The organism is Wolbachia endosymbiont of Spodoptera picta (genome assembly GCF_018141665.1).
Taxonomy (GTDB): domain Bacteria; phylum Pseudomonadota; class Alphaproteobacteria; order Rickettsiales; family Anaplasmataceae; genus Wolbachia.
In genome coordinates this window covers 94,801-116,474 of sequence record NZ_CP067976.1, presented here as the reverse complement: position 1 = coordinate 116,474, position 21,674 = coordinate 94,801, and the positions used below count along the sequence as shown (strand labels likewise).

Sequence of the window (21,674 nt, the reverse complement as noted above, 5' to 3'; positions counted from 1 at the left end):
ATCAAAAAATACTCTATAGTATGAGGTAAAGCTATGGTAATGACATATGAACAGTGGAACATAATATTAGGTGTAATTGATCAAGAGGTAAATTTAAGTAAAGACAATGTAATTGAAAGAATAAGAGAGCTATTAAAGGAAGTAAAGATACTAGGGCAAGCAGAAACATCAAGAATGTTAGAAGAGATATCGCATGGATTAGAAGTATCAAGCAAGATTCCAAGAGTACAAGAGACACAAGAGCCATTAAAAAAGAGACTAAAGGTGGTAAATGTACCGCAGACAAAAGAAGAAGCAAAAAAGATACTAAAGAAGTCAAGGGTGTCAAATGCGCAACAGATGGTAAAAAGAATGCTAAAAAGGTTAGGTGTACAAGAGACATCAGAAGAATCAAAAGCAGTGGCGCTAGAGGATGTGCTAAATGCACGAAAGATCTCAGAAAAGGTACCAGTGATGCTAGATACACAAAAGATACTAAAAACATTAAATAGACTAAAGAAAGTAAAAATGTGTATAAAGAGTGGAAGAAAGCCAAATTTGATGTAAATTATTGGTTTGAAATAGATTGTTTGCATGAACGCTTTTCATACACGTTATTATATTTAGCTATTGATTTTAAGCTGAGCAATTTAATAAATGCTATGCTTAAAGTAAAAGGAATCGATATTAATGCACCAGGTCCGTTTTCCGAATGGACTGCTTTACATTGGGCTGTTGAAGATAGGAACACAGAAGTAGCACGCAAGCTAATAGAAAAAGGGGCAAATGTTAATCAGTTGGATTCATCTCAACGGACTACTTTATATCAGCCAGCTGTAAATGGCGATATAGAAATAACAAAAATCTTAGTAATGAATAAGGTAAATCCTAATGTGGAAGATCTGATGAACTTGACTGCTTTATATGAAGCTGCCAGGAATGGCCATAAAGAAGTAGTAAGGTTCTTAATGAATAATGGAGCAGATGTTAAGAAGAATGGGGCGCTTAAACTTACTCCTTTACATATTGCTGTTGCAAATGTTGATAGAGCAATGGTGGATTGTATAATAAAAAACGACAAGAATATTGACAAAAATATTGAGATAGTAGATGTATTTGGATGGACTCCTGTATATTGGGCTGCTACAAAGAACGATATTTCAATATTAGAAGCCCTATTAAAGTGCATATCAGAACATGGAGCAGATGTTAATCTAGAGGATAATTTAATTGGACGATCTCCCTTACATATTGCTGCTACGAATGGTAATGTGGAAGCAGTAGAGCTCTTAATAAAATATGGAGCAAATGTTAACCATAAGGATGCATGGGGATGGACTCCTTTTAATTGTGCTGCTACAAAAGGCAATAGAAAAGTAATGTATTATCTAATAGCCCATGGAGCAAGTATTGAGACGAATGATCCACAGAAAATATTACTTTCTATTTGTCCATATAATTATCTAGAAGCAGTAACTACTATGATACAACTTGGAATATGGAAGGATGTGATGAAATTGATGGGAGCTGAGTTTTTACGTTGTGCTGCCGGACATGGTGATACACTAATGGTACATGCTCTATTAGAAGCTGGAGTAAATGCTAATGCAGGTGATGATTTAGGATCAACTGCTTTACATAAAGCTGCCAAGTATAACCATCCGGAAGTAGTAAAGATCTTAATTTTATATAGAGCAAATGTTAATGCGCAGAATGACTTAGGGGAATCTCCTTTAACTTATGCTGTCGAACGTAGAAACTGGATAGTAGTAATAACCTTACTATGCTATGGCGCAAATCCTTCATTGCCTGATAATTGTTATGAAACTGTAAGAGATTTAGCTAAACGTCAAGGTATAAGTAATCTTCTAGTGGAAGCAGAACAAAGAGCACTAGCTATACTTACACAGCTTGACTTAGAATCAAGTATACTCAGAAACACAGCATTAATGACAGTGCAACACATAGCATCACATATGTTGAGAGAAATAGAATTACATCTATCTATCAACTTTGAACGTATGATAAGAGATCAAGCTAATCAAATTGAACAATTACAGTATAACGCTAAACTTAATGAAAAAGGAGTAGCACTTATAACTGACCGCATTAAATGTGTGCAGTTAGGGACTAACACTAAAGCGTGTCCAGCTGAAATGGATGGAGTAAAAGAACAAATATTACATAGTCCTTTCAGGTGGTCATATCGCACTAAAAATGTTAATGTAGGAAGAGTAACATCTTTAGCTAACGGCATTGAGTGTATGAAGTTAGGGCCTAACACTGAAGCGTGTCCAGGCCCTAGTATTAAAGAGCCTAATACTCACCTCTCTATGATCGAGAAACTATCATTGTTACCACTTTACTCAGCTGTAGGAAAATATGAAGCTGTTATAAATAGTTAAATAATCCTCTAAATTCCAGCACGTAGCACTCGATGCAAGTAGCTGAAACTGAGGAGTACATTAGCTATGTTAGATTTTAGTTTACACAATAAAATTTTTATAAGTAAGATGTCAGAAGGTATCAAAACTATATTAGTAGAAGACAATAACGTTAGGCTCGATAGGTACATCAGAAGAATTTTTCCCAATTTGAAACAATCTGCAATTGAGAAGTCTTTAAGGAAAGGATTAATCAAGGTTGATAATTGCACGGCAAAATCCAGCGATAGGGTAAGCTCTGGGCAAGCTATAATGATAAGATACTTAGACTATATTGAGAACACTAATTCTGACTGCAAATATAATGAAAAGTTAGTGAATCTACTAAGAGAGAACATATTATATGAAGACGAATATATACTAGCTATAAACAAACCCGCAGGGGTCATTGTTCAAGGCGGCATAAAGGTAAAAATTAGCATTAGTGATTTACTTGACCAAATAAGAGAGAGAGAAATATTTAAAATTGTTCATAGGCTGGATAGGGATACAAGCGGAGTAATAATATTCGCACGCAATGCTAGCGTTGCAAGATACCTTATGGAAGAATTTAAAGGACGGAGGATAAAAAAAACTTACCTAGCATTAACTTCTGGTATACCGAGCAAAGATAATGGAACAATAGACTATCCGTTGGTGAAAAAATATATTTCAGGACAAGAAAGAGTGGTCATTGATGAAGACTCACTACAGAATGCCACTACACACTTTTCAATTGTGTCAGGGCTAAAACACAATGTCGCTTATCTAAAATTACAACCAATTACTGGTAGAACCCATCAGTTACGTGTACATTTAGCTCATATAAATTGCCCTATTCTTGGTGACGGTAAATATGGCGGTAAAAAAGCTTTTATTGATGGAGTAGCAAATCAGATTCACCTGCATTCATATTCTTTGTCTTTAAAATTGCCAAATAATAAAGAAGTCACTATTACTGCTCCTGTCCCTAAACATATCGAAAAATCTATTGAAGCGCTATCTTTTGACTGAAGCGATTTCACCAATCAATTTTTTTGTCTTTGGCTTTAATTTGAAGTACAGATATTAGGCTAATCAATGCACAAACAGTAAGGTAAATCCCTGCTGCAAGTTTTGTTTCAGTTTTTTCTATAAGCCACATGCATATCGATGGAGAAAGGCCACCAAAAATACCTGCTGATATGTTATGAGCTAAGCTGAAGCCAGTGCATCTAACTTTCGTTGGAAATAACTCGCAGGCAAGAGAATTATATATTCCAAAAGATGCACCTATCGGTATGCTCATCAACAGAAAAGTGAATGTTATAATATAGTGATTATCATATGATAATAGCGAAAGTACCGGCAAGCTAACACAAGCTAAAGTTACTAATGTAGGAATTATCACATTTTTTCTTCCAATTTTATCAGAAAGTATTGCAAACAGCACTGCAGACGTTCCAAATGTGATTTCAACCATGATCCTTACTAGATTTTTAATATCAATGCCTGAGAAGGTAAGTTCTTTGACAGATATGTTATAAAACATAATTACCGAATAAACGATTGCATTTTGGGCAATACCAAGTCCAATTGCTAATATAAATGCTTTTTTGTAGGTTTTGATTAGTTCAAAAAATGGAGAACTAGATAAGCTTTTATTTTGGTCATGAGTTTTGTACGCTAAACTCTCTTCCATTATGTATCTTATTAAAAAGCCTATTACACCCATAATAGAGCAAAAATAGAAGGGCAGCCTCCAGCCCCAAATTTCATAACTTTCACCTGTAAACTTTTTGCAAATAGCTATCATTACAAAGCATAGAATAGAACCAAGAGCACCACTAAAAGCTTTCATGCTACCTAAAAAGCCTAGATTTTTTTTATCGCTTGAATGCTCTATTAAAAAAGCTGAATTGATACTTGTTTCTCCACCTGCTGCCATTCCTTGTGTTATTCTACAAAGCAGAAGCAATATAGGAGAAAATATTCCTATTTCTTTAAAGCTTGGTATAATCGCAATTGTAGTAGATGATATCGAAGCTAATATTACGGAAGTCAGCAAAATTTTCCTTCTGCCGTATTTATCTCCAATGTAACCAAAAATAAATGCACCAAGTGGTCTAAATCCAAATCCAATTGCAAAACTGCCAAGAAATTTGATTGTGCTTAAATAATCACTTTCTGAAGGAAAAAAAACGTTGCTTATTATATGCGTTAAAACTCCAAACAGAGTTATTTCATACCATATAATCATATTGCAGATTATGCTTGATAGTATTGCTTTTTGAATATTGTTCATGATTTTTAACTCACTATAATTTAACTTACTAATAACAAGTATTTTTGTCTATAGATTGTAGTTTAGAACTTTGTAACTGTTTTAGTATAAAATTGTTTACAATATGCTCAAAAGATATTCATTAAATTTTCACTATTATATTTTATATTCAACATTTATTGTAATTATGAGGTTAGTATGAGTGAAAAAGGTATAGACGTATCTCATTGGAATGGAGAGATTGATTGGTCGAAAGTTGCAAAGGATGGGGTAAGGTTTGCATTTGCCAAAGCAACTGAGGGAGAAACTTCTCAAGACACTAAATTTGGACAAAATTTTCAAAGTATGAAAGATAATAATGTGCAAGCTGGGGCATATCACGTATTTAGGATGACCTCAACACCTGAAGGTCAGTTGAATAACATAGTTAACGAACTTAAAAAAGCTAATTTTGAGCCAGGTACAAATAAGTTAGCTGTTAGTGCTACAACTGGTATTTGCGAAGGAAGAACAACAAAATGTGATGATCCTACAAAACACACTAACACACAGAGAGCCGAAAAACTTCATTCTTTATTGACTCAATTGAATGAAAAAGGATACAGTCCAATTGTATATGCTTCACCAAAAACGTGGAATGATTACTATACACAAGAAGAACATAATTTTTCTCACTACCCATTATGGGTTGCTGATTGGAGAGGAAGATCGGAGCCTGAATTACCTAAAGATTGGAAGGATGCGGGTAAAAACTATACTTATTGGAATTACACCTCTCAAGGAGAAGTAGACGGAACAGAGGGCCAAGTCCCGCTAGACCAAACGTTTTGATATCCTAAAACTATAAAGTAGTGCTAGGCCCTAGCACTACTTTAACAGAATTCAATATTCTTGTTTTTTCCCCACCTAAACTCAAGTTATATACAACTTTATTCAACAACCTTTAAAGACAACTCACGTAAATGCTTATCCTCTACTTTAGAAGGAGCACCCATTAGAACATCTTCACCTTGCTGATTCATAGGAAAACAGATTACTTCACGAATACTAGGCTCATCAGCAAGTAGCATAACCATTCTATCAACTCCTGGTGCTATTCCACCATGAGGTGGCACTCCAAACCTAAATGCACGCACAAGCGCACCAAATTTTGTATCAACTTCTTCTTTACTGTAGCCTGCAATGGCAAAAGCTCTGTACATAATATCTAGTTTGTTATTACGAATTGCTCCACTTGACAGCTCTATTCCATTGCAAACAAGATCATATTGGTAAGCAAGGATATCCAGTGGATTCTTTTCTTCTAAATCTTTCAAGCCACCATGTGGCATAGAAAATGGATTATGAAAGAAATCAATTTTTTTACTTTTATCGTCATACGCAAAGTAAGGAAAATCAATCACCCAACAGAATTTGAAGATATTGTCATCTATAAGACCTAGTTCTGATCCCAAAAGAATACGCACTTTCCCTGCAATTATTGCTGCTTCATTTTCCTTATCAGAAGCAAAAAATACACTATCTCCAGGTTCTATATTTGTTATTTCTTTTATGGAATTTAACCTATTGTCATCAAGGAATTTAGCAATTGGTCCTTTTGCAATTCCATCTTTATCGAACGTTATATATCCAAGACCTTTAGCACCGAATTCCTTTTGTGCATGTTCTATTTTTTTATCAAAAAAGCTACGAGGTTCCTCTGCTGTTTTAGGAGCAGGAATGGCTCTCACTACCATACCGCGTTCAATATTGCTTTTGAAAATATTGAACTCTGAATCACGGAAAATTTCTGTTACATCGCTAATTAATAATGGATTACGCAAATCTGGCTTATCAGATCCATATTTGAGCATTGCTTCTTTGTATGTAATACGTGGAAAATCTTTATCGACAGACTTGCGAGAAAATTTCGCGAACACTTTATATAAAGTAGATTCAATAACCTGAAATATATCTTCTTGAGTCACAAAAGACATTTCAAGGTCGAGCTGATAAAACTCCCCAGGAGAACGGTCAGCCCTTGCATCCTCATCACGAAAACAAGGTGCAATTTGAAAATATTTATCAAACCCTGAAACCATAAGCAACTGCTTAAAAATCTGTGGAGCTTGTGGTAATGCATAGAATTTACCAGGATTTAGTCTGCTTGGCACTAAGTAGTCACGTGCACCTTCAGGAGAAGAGGCAGTAAGTATTGGAGTTTGAATTTCCAAAAATCCTTGCTCTATCATGAGCCTCCTGAGCTCTGAAATGATCTGTGAACGCAGAATAATGTTATTACGAACCTTTTCACGTCTTAAATCAAGAAAACGGTATTTAAATCTCATGTTTTCTGGGTATTCTTGCTCGCCGGCGATACTTGCTAATATACTCCTTTCTTCTTTTGCTATTTCTTCATCACAGTGGAACTCAACTTCCGATTCAACTTGTAAATTACTAACTATAACTTCAATTTCTCCTGTGTAAATAGAGCTGTTTACCGTATCTTCAGTTCTAGCTTTGACTGTTCCTGTGACAGTAATCACACTCTCTGATTTTAAATTTGAAATTTCATCAAAAAAGTCTTTGTCATTATTGAATACCAGTTGAGTAATTCCATAAAAATCTCTTAAATCAACAAAGATTAGGTTACCATGGTCACGTTTACGGTACAGCCACCCACAGAGAGTAACTTCCTTTTCTACATCATTCTTCCTTAATTCATTACACGCGTGAGTTTTATAGCAGTTCATTTAATTGAAATTTCTAGAATACAGAAAGATTATAAAATAAATTAACCTTTGGGCAAGATAATATCTAAAGATCCTTTACAAACAATTCCGATTTGGATATAATTTCTTTGATTGTGTGTGTTGAGGTGTATTTATGAATCCTGAAGAACTACAGAAAATTCTAGCTGAAAATAAGAAGAAAGATTCTGTATTAAAAAAGCTTCTTAGAGCTGTTAAGGAGAATGACTTAGAAAAAGTAAAATCAATTTTTGAGAAAAACAGCTCTATTATTAAAGATGTTGTTGCTGAGATTAATTCCCAAAATGGTACAAATTTATTAGGTTATGCTGTTGATAGTAAAATGGCCAAATATCTAATAGAAAAGGGTATAAGCTTTAGCGCTGCAGTCACAAAGGCAGTTCGAAGAAGAGATTTAGAGTCAGTAAAATCAATCTGTCAGGTGAGTAGCTTAATAGCTAAAGATGAGTTACAGCAAAATCCTGAGCCACTACAATCTGCAACTTATGATCACAAATTTAATGATAAAATTGCAAGGTATTTGATTGAACAAGGTGCAAATCCTAATGCAACTGATCATCTTGGTCGTTACTTACTTCATCTGCAAATTGCAAAAAGCAATTTCAAAGGAGCTAAGGCTTTAATAGAAAACGGCGTGGATGTTAACTTAATAAATCAAGGGGTAAAAAGCTATCAGACATTAATTATGGGTGGTAGTGAGTTGAAGGGTGAAACTGCGTTGAATTTTGCAATTAGAATATATTACAAACATAAAGACATAGACAATCAAAAATCTGATGAAACCTTAAAATTTATAAGTTATTTAATAGAACAAAAAGCAAACTTAAATATTAAAGATTGTAATGAGATGGTCCCTTTAGATATTGCTATATTTCATAATTCTCCAAAGATAGTAGAATTATTGATAAAAGCTGGTGCTGATCTTAATGTTGGAAGGGAAAAAGCAGAAGGTGTTTTAAAGTATGCAATTACTGAAGGGCATATAGATATAGGGAAAGCTGCAATTAGATATATTTTGGAACATGACTCACACTGGTTAACAACTTCAAATAAACCAGATCTTCTCAATGACCAACAAGAGTTATCAAACTATTGGGATGAATATAAAGCTCAAGTTAAAGAGCTTCATGATATAGTGGGAGATAGAATTTACTTGACTGGTGACCGCTCTACCCGTCCTATAATGAGAACAGTGAGTGGCTTTTTAGATCATGAAAGTAGAAAAAATCTAGTAAAATCATCATTCATATCTAGTGCTGAGGCACCAGAAAATTTTTGTCCGAGAAAGCTGGCTGTTATAAGTGTAGCTGCAATAACTTGCGCTTTAGCATTATATTTTCTTGCTCCATTAATCATTGGGTCTTCTGCTGGAATTGGTACTCAACTAGCATTAGGAGCTGTAGGTGCAGTTGTAGGTGGTGGAATTGGAATCTTGACCAATGTGGCAATAGATCAATGCTACGTTAATTCAGCTACTCAGAAAGCTGACTAAAATTAAAGCGCCATAGATTGCTAAAACTCCATAATTGTGGAGTAATATAATGTTACTTTCCTCAAGCCTTTAGCTCCTCAAATACTTCTCTTGCTCTGTTTAAAACAGAATCAGGAAAACCAGCAAGTTTTGCTACATGTATTCCATATGACTCATCTGCAATGCCTTCAATTACTTCATGTAAAAAGATGACTTCTCCTTTCCATTCTTTTATTTTCATACAAAAACATTTCACATCTTCTAAGTATTCACCTACTTTAGTCAATTCATGATAATGAGTTGCAAAAATGGCGCGGCACTTATTTATGTTGTGAATGTGTTCAATCACCGCCTGTGCAATAGATAATCCATCATATACCCCTGTGCCCCTACCAATTTCATCAAGTATCACCAAGGAACGATCTGTTGCCTGATTTACTATCGTTGCTGTTTCGATCATCTCTACCATGAAGGTAGAATAACCAGCTGTTATATTATCTGTTGCACCAACCCTGCTAAATATCTTGTCAATCACTCCTATATGCGCACTCTCTGCTGGCACAAATGACCCCATGTGAGCTAAAACTGCAATGAGAGCGTTTTGCCTCAAAAAAGTGCTTTTTCCCGCCATATTAGGCCCAGTAATTAGATGTATACCAGCTAAATTGATGCTATTTGAAATGAATTTATCGTTAACTTCAACCACTGGATGTCTTCCACTACAGATATTGAACTCTTTACTGTCATCGATAATGGGTTTTACGTAATTATTTTGCACTGCAAGCTCCGCAAACGTGGCTCTAATATCAAGTTTTGCCAAAGCATTTGCAGTAAGAGCAATTTTTTCAGATTCTTTAGCGACTTTACTACATAGTTCACTAAAAATTTTCACTTCTAAGCCGATTGCAGCATCACGTGCCGTAAGAATTTTATTTTCTAGTTCTTTCAATTCATTAGTAGTATAGCGCATGCTATTTGCTAAGCTTTGCCTATGAATAAATATATCCGAAGTTATTTTGTGATTTGCCGACACTTCAACGTAGTAACCAAGTATATTGTTGTGTAATATTTTGAGTGCAGCAATGCCAGTTAGGTCGCGATAAGACTCACGGAGCTTAGTTACCAACTTGTTACTGTTGTTCAATATATAATATAATTCGGATAATTCTTGATCATATTTTGGATTGATAAATCCTCCTTCTTTTACGGAACTGAGGTTGTTATCAAGTATAGCACTGTTTAGAAGCTCGAATAGATCTTTATGATTACCAAGACTTTTATGTATTGTGCTTAGTTCACTTTCGTTACTACTTATCACCTGAGTAGTAGACTTTTCTCTGTTCAAGCATTGGAATGACATCTGAGAGTTAGCTGCCGGTTCTTCACTTAAACAATAATTATGCAAGGTAGACAGAAACTCAGATAACTCTAAAGTTTTTCCTAGGCCTATTTTTAATAGGTTCATATCCTTTGGCGAACCACGTCCTAGTATCAAGCGCGATAAAGACCTCTCAATATCCGGAATGTTAGATAATATCTCTCGTATTTTTCTACGTGGCTCATAATTATTTACAAAAAATTGAGTGGTGTTGAGCCTCAAATTGATTGCCTTGGAGCAAGCAAGTGGTGAAGCAAGCATTTGTTTGAGCAGGCGTCCACCAGAAGCTGTAACTGTGTGATCAATAACTGAAATTAGTGAACCTTTCTTTTCACCAAATTGAGTTGAGAATAACTCAAGATTTCTCCTTGCTGAAGCATCAATAAGCATGAAATTTTGTTGCTTATAGGTTTTCGGGAATTCAAGCCTTGGAATGGAGCACCTTTGTGTTACTCTGACATATTCAAGCAGTGCACCGCACGCCATGATTTCTACTTTGCTGAAATTTCCTATACTTCCAAGTTCCCTGATTTTATAAAACTCGCATAACGTTCTGTGAGATTTACTATACTCAAAAAAACTCTGTACGTGTTGTGTAATTGATATTTTATAATTTTTTAAAATCGATCTAATTTTTTCGTCCTCAATGAATTTTTCAGAAATTAATAATTCTCTTGGTGATATACGCAATAAATCACTATCTAGAGCTTTCAAACTCGTTAAAGTGTGAAAAAATTTTCCCGTCGATAATTCAAGCCAACTAATAGCATATTCGTCATTTTGTTCAACTATGGATGCGAGATAATTATTGCTTTTATCCTCCAGTAGTGAATCTTCTATAATTGTACCTGGAGTTACAACTCGCACTACATCACGTTTTACTATGGATTTATAGCCCCTCTTTTTTGCTTCATCAGCAGTTTCTAATTGGTCACAGATTGCTACTTTGAATCCTAAATCTATTAGCTTGTGCAGGTAAGACTCACTACTGTGTGCTGGCACTCCACACATTGGTATTTCTTGTCCATTTGAATTGCCCCTCTTGGTTAGCACTATATTCAGCAATTTCGCAGCTTTAATAGCATCATCGAAAAACAATTCATAAAAATCGCCCAGTCTATAAAACAATAGATGATCCGTGTATTGAGCTTTCAAATTTAAATATTGCTCCATTACAGGGGTATTTTTTTCTCTTATTAAGTTCATAACATTTTTAAATATGTTAGCAGCAAACCACTTACTCTGGTGTTGGTTATTTTATTATGGATAAATAATTTTTTTTAGCTATAGTACAAAAACAAATAGTTTGAGGTATAATTATGGAATATGAACGGTTGTTAAAAATATTAAGGACAATAAGTGACTTAAATGAGAACAATATAATCGAAAGGGTAAAAGAGGAATTGGAAAAAGAAGATTCAGACACGTATAAAAAGTGGCAAGATAATGAATTTAACATAAATTATACATTCGATGATCAAAGTACATTGTTACATATAGCTGCTAGAAATGATCTTGTAAAGATAGCAGAGCTTTTAATAAAAAAAGGGGGTAATGTTAATACAGCAGATCAAGATGGATGGAATCCTTTACACTTTGCTGTTGCAAGTGGCAGTATAGGAGTGGTAGAGATTCTCATAGCAAACGGGGTTAATGTTAATGTAGCAGATCAAAATGGGTTTACTCCTTTGCATTGTGCTGCTCACAATGAAAATAAAGAGATAGTAGAACTCCTATTAGACAAGGGGGCTAATGTTGATGCAGTAAATCAAAATGGGTGTACTCCTTTGCATTGTGCTACTATCAATGGACATGAAGAAATAGTAGAACTCCTATTAGAGAAAAGGGCTAATGTTGACGTAGCGGATGAATACGGGCGTACTGCGTTATGCTGGGCTATTAGAAATGGCTATTCAGAAATAGCAAGAATTCTACTTGAAAACAAAGCAGATCCTTTATTGGGACATAAAAGTTTTAACACATTAAAGCTTTTGATTGAATTAATAAAAAATGATTTTAAGCACTCTAAGAAAGCAGAAGAAACACAGCAACAAGAAGATGATGAATATGAATTGATTAAATACTCGTTGCTACTTCGCAATGACTGCTCCTTAACGGATGTTGTCGAAAGAGGTGCATTTGGCAAGCTGATATCTACGTGGCTTGTTGACATATCCAACTTAACAGAGAGTCAGAAGGAGTTGAATAAAAAATTCTTAAGTACTTTTAAAGACTTTCCACATGTTACTTATAAGGATTATAAGAACGATGTTGAAAAAATTAAAAAATTTTTACTAGATCATAAAAGTAATCAAGATCTAAAAACCATTCTCAACCTTAAAAGAGGAGAATCTAAACTGACAATACTGCATATTCTATCAAGTATGGAATGTAGCAATTCAGAAGAAAGCATAGATTTACTGTTGAATTCAGGCGCTGATCCTAATGAAAAGGACGACACAGGAAGAACGCCTTTGCATTATGCTACTCGTTCTGGTCATTGTGATACAATTATCAAATTGCTTCTAAGGAAAGGAGCTAATCTTGATATAAAGGATAAAAAAGGTAAAACCCCAATAGAATTTGCAGTTAATAATCCCAACCTTAATATTAAAGAGTACTTTTTAACTGATGATGTTATTTATGGAACTTTTCGTAAAAAAACACAAGTTGACTATAATGGAAAAAAGTATTTGTGCAAAAGTGTAAATCTATGGGGAGAGGATTTTCTACTAGATGAGCAAGATCCAGATAAATATTTTTGTAAATTAGATGAAGTTCAAGACATAAATCAGCTAGAACAGGTTGTAAATGAAGCTATAAAATCTAGGGTAAGGTTCAATCTTACTTGTGAGGGAAATATATATGAAAATACTTATGAGAGTAAGTATAATTTTACAGATTATGTAATAAGAAGAATTAGTGAATTAAAGATTTTTCAAGGTGAAAGGGACATAGAAGTTGCTAGTCGCATAGTATGTAATTTGGTAAAAAGAGGTGCAGTATTTGAAACTCTAAGTAGTATAATTGTAATTGATAAACTAGAGAAGTTTAAAGACCACAAAGCTAATCTTAAAGAAGCACGTAAAAGCTATATACATTACTCTCTAAGGTTTTTGGAAGCTGCAAAAAACGCAACTACTGGTAAGGTAAAAGAGGCAAAAATGGACAACTTCACTTTCTACTTGAAATACTCAAAGAATAGTATAGTCGAGGTTGCAAAAATCATAAATGGAACAGATGAAAGCACAGAATTTCGAAGAGACGTGATAGCAATCGGTAAAAGCGAGACAGAAATTTTAACAGAAGGTGGGGTAAGAAATTATACTGACCTTATAGGTAATATAGTACTGACTTTTCATACTGATTTGGGAAAAGTAGATGCTAGATTGTATTCTGATGTGCAAGATGAAGGAAAAATTATAGTAGAAGTGAGTAACAAGGAGGAAATATTGGAAAAGTTTAAAAATTATAAAGAAGAGTTAGGTGAGAACTGCTTGCTTGGTGGTTCTTCTGTCTACGACGCTATTAAGCAGGGATATTTTAAAAGGCCTGAGGAAGTAGATTCCATATATCATGTAAGCTCTTCATTAGAAAATATATCTTTATTGCCTATTGTACAACAGAACATAGAGAAAATTCGCTAGCAAGGTTAGTGTTGCTTAGCTTAAGTTTAAATTGCCAAAAAATGCAAACTTTATGATACTGAAGGAACTACTTTTTTGCTAGAAGGCAAAGCAGCAAGGAGCGAACCAAAAGCGATAAGAAAGGATCCAAGCCAGATTATAGACATTTCAGGTTTATAGTGCACTTTAGCTGCGATTTTGCTCTTACTCTTATCAATCTCTCCAATTACAACATAAATATCAGAAAATAAATTGTGGTAGATACTGCTTTCAACATTTTTCTGACCTTCCGCAAGGTAAAATCTATATTCAGGAGTTACTTCACCTAATATCTTATTATTCAGCAAATTCCTGATATCCATTGTACCCCTCACTGCATGGAAATTTTTTTCTTTTATTAGCTCAATATTTCGTAAAGTAACTTTAAATTTATTGACTGTTATGCTGTCTCCTATTCCCAAGTAGTTTTCTTTTTTCTCCTGCCAACCAACTGAATAAGATATACCAAGCACCAGAATTGCCACTCCAGCATGAGCAAGCATCATTGCATAGTAGGACTTAGAAACTCTTCTTGCTAATAAAATTGATTCACCAAATGCTACCTTAAATAAACAAATTCTTTTACTATATGCTTCTAAAACAAAGATTAATAATGCTATGGAGATGGTAATTGATAGCACAATCATTAGCTCCATGTGAAAGATAAACGGCAAAATAGCTGCAGCACTACAAAATGAAAATCTATATTCACGGAATATTGGCAATAGACTATTTCCCTGCCAACTGCAGTATTGCCCTATCATGGTGAGCACTAGAATAGCTAGTGCAATAGAGTTAAATAAAGAATTGTAATATGGTGCTCCAACTGAAATTAATTCACCGGTTAAATACTCAAGCACTGTAGGGTATAAAGTGCCAACGAACACGATGAAAAAGGCAGTGATGAATAATAAATTGTTCATCAGCATCATCGTAAGGCGTGAAAAGAATCTTCTACCTTCTGTCACTTGAGTAGTAGATTTCTTTTCAGATTCCAATATCGAATACTGGAAAGATGTGTGATTCTTTCTCGTAAACACTACAAATATTACTAAGCTACTGACTGTAATTACACCAAGTAGAGCTAATATATACAGTCCATATCTTGGGTCATCTGCAAACGTGTGCACTGAGGTAAGTATTCCTGAGCGGACTAGAAATGTTCCAGTCACACTCAATATAAAAGTTGTAAGCGTAAGTAAAATAGTAAAATTCCTTAAAGTATTGAAATTTCGTACAACGAGCAACAAATGTGTCAGCGCCACTGCAATTAGCCACGGCATCAAAGAAACGTTTTCCACTGGATCCCAAAACCAAAATCCACCCCAACCGAGTTCACGATATGCCCACCAGCTACCCAAGCTGATGCCCAAAGTGAGCAGCGACCAAGAAATAAGTACCCAAGGCCTGACAATTTTAGCCCAAACATTTCCTTCAGTATTTAAAATTAATCCAGCTATAGAGAGCGAAAAAGGAACGCTAAATCCAAGGTACCCCAAATATAATACCGGTGGATGAATAGCAAGGCCTATATCCTGCAATATCGGATTAAAACCCAGTCCATCTGTTTCAATGCCTGGCATTTTAGTGAAGGGGCTGGATTCAAGTAAAGTGAACAGTAAAAAACAAAAGCAAATCAAGCCTTGGGTGATAAGAGATATTTTTTTTAATTTACTACCATTAGTTCGTTCTGGTGTCATTCCAGTGCTTGACACTGGAATCCAGTTTTTATTACACTGCCATTTGATGTACTCATTTGCAATTAAATTGTCTGGATCCCAGTGTCTGGGCACTGGGATGACAGAAGGTATATAAATATCCATTAGTAATAAATACATGACAAGCACTAAGGTCCAAAGCAACATAGACCCTTCTTTATTTCCCCAAACACCACAAATCTTATAGATCAAAGGTTTTGTTGTGTGTGAGTGGTAATATACGTTTTCAAGTGAGAAATCATTTTTAATGTGGCAGTAGATCAAAATAGCCATTGATGCTGACACAAAAAAAAATATGGCAGAGGAGACGAATCGGTAAGAACTAAACGGTAGAAACAAATACGTTAAAGATAACAAACAGGCTACCAATAACAATATATTCCCAAATTCAGGCATAAGATTCATATAATGATATTACTAATAATAAATTGGGAGTTAAAGTTTTAATATAGGAACAAAGTTAATCTTCAATTATATTAATAGTAAGTAAAAATTAATCATTAAGCTTTTATACTTTATATTATATAACATTAATATTGTGAGGTAATATTATGGGCACAACTAAGATTAGTGAATTTCTATTCAATATAAAAGGTAAAGTGGCAAAACAACATGCTGAACCAATAATTGAAAAAAATCTCTATACTATTTTAGGATTCAAAGATGTAGAAGATTTAGAACATAAGACAAGTAAGTCCGTTAACAAAAAAATTTGGCAGCTATTTATTGATTGCTTTACAAAGGAAATAGATTATGTAGCAACTAAGCAAGTTGTAAAAAACGTTGTTTGTAATATTGCCAAAAGTGCCCAAGGCAATGCTTTTACTGAAGCTGAAAGCTTAATCTTAAACGAAAAACAAGATAATAAAAAGAGAGAAAGAGCGATTAAAAAAGCTACTAGTATTTTAAAAAAAATCAATCCAGAAAAAGCCTTCAATGAACTTTCAGTAATAAAAAAACAAGCCGAAGATTTTTTACAAACCGATTTTTATAAGGCGCAGAGCAAACCACTGCCAGGATTTGCTACATCTGGTGCGCAGCTTTTTGCGGAAACTTTGAAATATATAGAAACACTAGAAAAATTATCAGAAGTTAAAAAGGAAGATTTAACTAAGAGTTTCCTATTAAATTATATTAGTTCACTGAACAAAAAGTATCCTAAATCACAAGGTAAAAGGGAAGATGCTATACGAATACTATCAAGCGATGAGTTGAAGAATTTTTATAATAAAGGTGTAGAGGAAGGAATACTACAACCGCTGGTATCATATAAAGAATGCAGAAATCTGTATGATAAAATGAGCCAAACAAAGAATGAATGTATAATCAAAAAAGAAGATCAGGTGAAAGCAAGTAAGTCAATAACCAGTATAATTAGTGACATAAAAAAATGTAGAGAAGCAGTCCTTAATTGCAAAAATTTTCAGAGCTCCTACATAAAGGAAAAAGCAGAACACCCATTTAGAGGCACCTCATGTCAAAAAATGATTGATATATATCAAGAGGGAATTGCTGGATATCAGGAAAAAATTCGTCAAAATCTAAACCAAATAAGAGCAATATTAAAAGATACGCCGCAAGATGTGGAAGAATTTAAGGAAATAATCAATTGTGTGCATGAAGCAGAGCAGTATGATGAAATTTTTGATTCGGCTTTAATTTGTTTATCGAACATACAGAATAAGCTAGATATTCAACCAGAAAATTCCCTAACAGAACTCAGAGCTTCACAAATTAACGTTGAAATTGAGCTAACTAGGCTCTGTGAACAAAATATTAGAGTAAGCATGTGAGTGCTTCAACAAAATTCAAAAAACCAATAAAGACCTCATAAGTCTTATCAAAACAGGAGATTTCTAATAGTGGCAAATACCATGTATTTCTTTCAATTTGCCACTATTACGCCACCTAAATCACACATTGTCTTCCAGAAGGAAAATTTTTGTTCCACTGGCAACCACCTCATGTATAGCTTTACTTCCATAATAAGAAAAATGGTAAAAGCAATTTTAGATCTACTCTAATAAAAGCCTATTTTCCTTGAAACTAAAATAGCTACTAAATGTGATAATAATATGATCTATTAATTCTATTCCTATGCTTTTGCAAGCTTCTGCAAGCTGTCTGGTGAGAAACATATCGCTACTTGAAGGTTGTATATCTCCACTTGGGTGATTGTGGGATATTACAATCGATGTTGAGCCAATCAAAAGAGCACGTCTTATGATCTCTCTAACGTAAATAGGAGTTTGATCTATTGTACCAAAGTTCTGCAGATCTTCCGCTATTAGACGATATCTTTTATTCATATAGATGACGCGAAAATTTTCTTTATTAAGGCTTCCTATACTTACTTTTAAATAATCAAGCAAATTTTCCCAGTTATTGATTATAGGTAGGTCCTTTACTTCTTCTCGTGCAGAACGAACAAAAGCCTGTTTAACACAAAAGATAGCAGATATAGCTGCATTACTAACTCCTTCGATATTCTGCAGTGCTTCTAAATCGGCATTAAAAACCTTATTCAAACTGCCGAAAATTTCTATCAAATTCTTTGCTACTGGCTTTACATCAATTCTACTATATGCTGAATATAAAATGTGTTCTAAAATCTCATAATCAAGTAATGATTGTCCGTTATCTGAAATAATTCTCTCTCTTAGGCGCTTTCTATGACCTTTTTTGTAATCTTTCATTATTCATGAATTGCTTATCTCTTATAATAAGAAATTGAATTTTTAAGTAAAATATTTAATAAAATATATGAAGCATAATTGTAAATTTTTGAAGACAGCAAATGAAAGTAGCCCCTCTCTTGTCATCTCCTATTCCCTCCTTCTTGTCATTCAAGTAGCCTCTATCCCAGTGTCCCTTCTATATATCATCCCAGTGCTCCTTCTATATCATCCCAGTGCTTGACACTGGTTTCTTACCAACAAAAACCTAGCATAACTTTTGTGCTCAAAAAATTTCCAGCATCAAGTGCTGGCCTGAAGCTTTAGCTGTAAATGTTAAGAAATTTACCAAGCGAAAAAAAGGCAAAAAAATCCCCGTGTAACGAGTTTTGACCCTATAATAATGTAAATTGGCGCTGTAATAATGTGCTAACGCTTAAAATAAGCGCGTTTTGGCTGAATGTAGAAAAAATAAAAAAGACATGCAATCGCTATAATTTTTATGTAATTTGCCAATAAATATCTGAGTTTTTTACTGAATTTTTGTTATTGAACCCGCGCGGATCGAAAACAAGGATAAATACTCTTATTGTCATAAGAAGGGGGCTGGCGCAGTTTGTCAAGGAAGTTTTATGCGAGAGATCTATTGAAATGCTCGTGCAAAATCATACTATTAATTAGTACACTATAAATTTAAAATTATAAATATGTTAAGCAAATTAGTAACTTTGCTATTAATTTTTATATTTCCTTTTTACTCATACTCATATCAGTTTAGAACCAAAGCAAAGCAAGCAATTGTCTTAGATTTAGCTTCAGACTCGTTCATTTTTGAACACAATTCCAGGGAAAAAATGGCCCCATCTTCAATGAGCAAATTGATGACTTTATATGTAGCTTTTGATTATCTAAAAGCTGGAATAATAAATATGGAAGATAAATTTCGAGTGAGCAGAAAAGCGTGGGAAAGAAAAGGCTCTTCTATGTTTTTGAAAGAAGGTCAATTTGTTACGGTAAAAGAACTACTTGAAGGAGTTACAATTGTCTCAGGTAATGATGCATGCATAGCGCTAGCCGAGGGTATTGCAGGATCAGAGGAGAATTTTGTTGCTGAAATGAATGAAGTTGCACAAGATTTAAATCTTAATGATAGTCATTTTGTTAACTCAAGCGGGTGGCCAGATGAAAACCATTTTATGAGCGCAAAAGACTTGGTAACACTGGCAAAAAGAATTTTCACCGATTTTCCTGAATACTATGATTTATTCTCTGAACAATATTTGACATATAATGATATTGTACAAAAAAATAAAAATCTTTTACTTTTCCATGATATTGGAGTTGATGGTCTAAAGACAGGTCATACAAGTGCTGGTGGTTATGGCATTATAGCATCTGCAAAACGGAACGATAGGAGAATTTTTGCTGTTGTGAATGGTTTGGACACCGAGAAAGAGCGAATAGAGGAAGCAAAAAGACTAATACAATATTCCTTAAATCATTTTAATACCAAGAAAATATTTGCTAAGGATAGCGTAGTTGAAGAAATAAATATTGTTTATGGAAAAGATAAAAAAGTGCCCGTTACAGTTGCAAACGATGTTACCATAACTTATAACCGCAGATTACATGATAAAATTAAAGTGCGTATTGAGTATAAAGATATGGTACCCGCACCAATTAAAAAAGGTCAAGAAGTGGGCAAAATTTTTGTAGAAATACCTGGTACTGAGCAAAAAACTATACCTGTTTATGCAGCAAATGATGTGCAGGAATTGAGCTATATAAAAAAAATTTTTAGAAAGTTGTTTTAATCAGCAAATGTAAGTTAAGGAGACCTGAAATACTAATCTACTTTCAACCTCTCAGCATGTAAACTGCGTGGTAAAGATTCCAACTCTTTTGCAGCAGTGAGTTCTTTATTTTTTGCATGTATACCAAGCTTATTGAATTCTCGGGCAGCAGGAAACACTCTTGCCTCAAGCGAACCAGCAGTTTTATTGTAATGATCAACAGCACTTTTTAAGCTTCTGCGTAAATTATCAAAATTTTCGCCCATTGTGCAGATTCGCTCATATAAAATATGGCCTAGTTCACTTATTTTCTTTGCATTTTCAGCTATTATCTCTTGCTTCCACCCATAGGCTACTGCCCTAAGTAGCGCGATTAAAGTGATTGGTGTTGCAATAATTACTTTTTTTTCTATTCCAATTTCTATCAAAGCTGGTTCACATTCTAGTGCTGCGCTGAAAACCCCTTCTCCTGTTAAAAAAAGCACCACAAACTCTGGCGTATTTTCAAATTGGTTCCAATATTCCTTTCTGCCTAGATTATTTATATGTTTTTTTATTGCCAGAGAATGATTCTTCAATTTTTCCTTTTGTATCTGTAAATCATTTTGCGACATAGCATCCATGTAAGAATCAAGTGGTACTTTAGCATCTATTATTATTTGCTTTCCTGATGGCATTTTTACTATTAAATCAGGACGTAACAAATTGTCCTCATTTTTATCAATTACTGAGGCTTGAGTAAAAAAATCGCAATATTCAATCATTCCCGCCATCTCTATCACTCTTTTGAGCTGCATTTCACCCCACTTACCTCTAATGTGAGGTTTCCTCAAGGCGTTAGCAAGGCTAGAAGTTTGGTTCATTAATGCTCCAATTTGCTCCCTTAAACCTTCGTAGGCCCCTACCCTCTCTTTCTCTAGCTCACGTATTTCACTGTCGAATTTTTCTAATTTTTCTTTTATTGGAGTGATAACTTCGTTGATCGTTGCTTGCCTTTTTTTGAAGTCACTTTCTGTTTCTTTTAGCTTATTATCGATCACTTCTTTTGCTAAGTTCAGAAAATTATTATTGTTTACCTGAAGAGCATCAAGAGAAAGTGCTTTAAAAGTGTTCGTAAGCCTCTCCTCTGCTTTTGTTAGTAATTCTATTTCCTTTTTCTTTTCTTCACGCTCTTTTTGAAGAATTACTTCAAGTTCTGCGTTCCTCACTTTCAAATCAACTATTTCCTTATTTTTATCTACTAAAGCCTGTTTTGCCTCTTGAAGTTCATGTGCTACTTTAAGTAAATTCTTCTCAAGATTCTCACTAAATTTTCTGTTCTTTCTTACAACAATATAGAGAAATAGTAGTAAAAAAAGGAAATTCAATACAAAAGCTATAGAATTGAAAAGCATCAGAACACAGAAAAAACCGCACTCACAATACTATCTAATTTTTTTATATATAAAAAAGAAAAAAAGAGCACCTGAAGAGATGCGCTTACTGAAGGGCTTGGTTTGCTAATTAATAACCGTTTTCTTCTACACTTGGATTAGTAACAGAATGTCTTTTTATTGAAA

Annotated in this window: 14 protein-coding genes; 8 read left to right on the top strand and 6 right to left on the bottom strand. The window is 34.2% G+C overall.

Going from position 1 to position 21,674, the window contains the following annotated elements; all coding sequences use genetic code 11:
• Window positions 1–33: 33 nt before the first annotated feature.
• The 3 genes from JKF54_RS06175 (at window position 34) to JKF54_RS00505 (ending at window position 3,416) form a co-directional block, all read left to right on the top strand.
• Window positions 34–546: a hypothetical protein gene (locus JKF54_RS06175; RefSeq protein WP_246433187.1), complete on the top strand. Its 513-nt coding sequence runs from the start codon at window positions 34–36 to the stop codon at window positions 544–546.
• Entirely contained in the window at window positions 510–2,384 is a 1,875-nt protein-coding gene (locus tag JKF54_RS00510) for an ankyrin repeat domain-containing protein (RefSeq protein WP_246433186.1), read from the top strand. The genes JKF54_RS06175 and JKF54_RS00510 overlap by 37 nt, the downstream gene beginning before the upstream one ends.
• A 108-nt stretch (window positions 2,385–2,492) precedes the next feature.
• Window positions 2,493–3,416, top strand: a complete 924-nt coding sequence (locus tag JKF54_RS00505; protein WP_211908683.1) for an RluA family pseudouridine synthase — start codon at window positions 2,493–2,495, stop codon at window positions 3,414–3,416.
• Window positions 3,417–3,423: 7 nt separating this feature from the next.
• On the opposite strand, the gene JKF54_RS00500 is transcribed toward JKF54_RS00505, so the two are convergent.
• Window positions 3,424–4,686 (bottom strand): MFS transporter, encoded by a 1,263-nt coding sequence (locus JKF54_RS00500; protein WP_211908156.1) that lies wholly within the window; start codon window positions 4,684–4,686, stop codon window positions 3,424–3,426.
• 177 nt (window positions 4,687–4,863) lie between these two features.
• Here JKF54_RS00500 and JKF54_RS00495 point away from each other — a divergent pair, with 177 nt between their 5' ends.
• A complete protein-coding gene (locus tag JKF54_RS00495; RefSeq protein WP_211908154.1) occupies window positions 4,864–5,496 on the top strand; it encodes a glycoside hydrolase family 25 protein in 633 nt (210 codons plus the stop codon).
• A gap of 98 nt (window positions 5,497–5,594) precedes the next feature.
• Here JKF54_RS00495 and aspS read toward each other — a convergent pair whose 3' ends face one another.
• Entirely contained in the window at window positions 5,595–7,397 is a 1,803-nt protein-coding gene (gene aspS / locus JKF54_RS00490) for an aspartate--tRNA ligase (protein WP_211908152.1), read from the bottom strand.
• 133 nt (window positions 7,398–7,530) lie between these two features.
• Between aspS and JKF54_RS00485 the strand changes: the two genes are divergently transcribed.
• A complete protein-coding gene (locus JKF54_RS00485; protein WP_211908150.1) occupies window positions 7,531–8,907 on the top strand; it encodes an ankyrin repeat domain-containing protein in 1,377 nt (458 codons plus the stop codon).
• A gap of 61 nt (window positions 8,908–8,968) precedes the next feature.
• Here JKF54_RS00485 and mutS read toward each other — a convergent pair whose 3' ends face one another.
• Complete coding sequence (gene mutS, locus JKF54_RS00480) at window positions 8,969–11,470, bottom strand: DNA mismatch repair protein MutS (protein ID WP_211908149.1); 2,502 nt, start codon at window positions 11,468–11,470, stop codon at window positions 8,969–8,971.
• A 113-nt stretch (window positions 11,471–11,583) separates the two neighbouring features.
• On the opposite strand from mutS, the gene JKF54_RS00475 reads away from it, so the two are divergent.
• Window positions 11,584–13,911 carry an ankyrin repeat domain-containing protein gene (locus JKF54_RS00475; protein ID WP_211908148.1) on the top strand — a complete coding sequence of 776 codons (2,328 nt, stop codon included), beginning with the start codon at window positions 11,584–11,586 and terminating at the stop codon, window positions 13,909–13,911.
• Window positions 13,912–13,961: 50 nt separating this feature from the next.
• Here JKF54_RS00475 and JKF54_RS00470 read toward each other — a convergent pair whose 3' ends face one another.
• Window positions 13,962–16,043, bottom strand: a complete 2,082-nt coding sequence (locus tag JKF54_RS00470) for a heme lyase CcmF/NrfE family subunit (RefSeq protein WP_444875952.1) — start codon at window positions 16,041–16,043, stop codon at window positions 13,962–13,964.
• Window positions 16,044–16,198: 155 nt separating this feature from the next.
• Here JKF54_RS00470 and JKF54_RS00465 point away from each other — a divergent pair, with 155 nt between their 5' ends.
• On the top strand, window positions 16,199–17,440 hold the full coding sequence (locus JKF54_RS00465) for a hypothetical protein (protein WP_211908146.1): 1,242 nt from the start codon (window positions 16,199–16,201) through the stop codon (window positions 17,438–17,440).
• A gap of 222 nt (window positions 17,441–17,662) precedes the next feature.
• Here JKF54_RS00465 and radC read toward each other — a convergent pair whose 3' ends face one another.
• Window positions 17,663–18,343, bottom strand: a complete 681-nt coding sequence (gene radC, locus JKF54_RS00460; protein ID WP_211908145.1) for a RadC family protein — start codon at window positions 18,341–18,343, stop codon at window positions 17,663–17,665.
• A 686-nt stretch (window positions 18,344–19,029) separates the two neighbouring features.
• Here radC and JKF54_RS00455 point away from each other — a divergent pair.
• Window positions 19,030–20,136, top strand: coding sequence for a D-alanyl-D-alanine carboxypeptidase family protein (locus tag JKF54_RS00455; protein ID WP_211908144.1), 1,107 nt, complete (start codon window positions 19,030–19,032; stop codon window positions 20,134–20,136).
• Window positions 20,137–20,168: 32 nt separating this feature from the next.
• Here the strand turns inward: JKF54_RS00455 and JKF54_RS00450 are convergent, their stop codons facing one another.
• Window positions 20,169–21,509, bottom strand: coding sequence for a DNA recombination protein RmuC (locus tag JKF54_RS00450; RefSeq protein ID WP_211908142.1), 1,341 nt, complete (start codon window positions 21,507–21,509; stop codon window positions 20,169–20,171).
• Window positions 21,510–21,674: the final 165 nt, after the last annotated feature.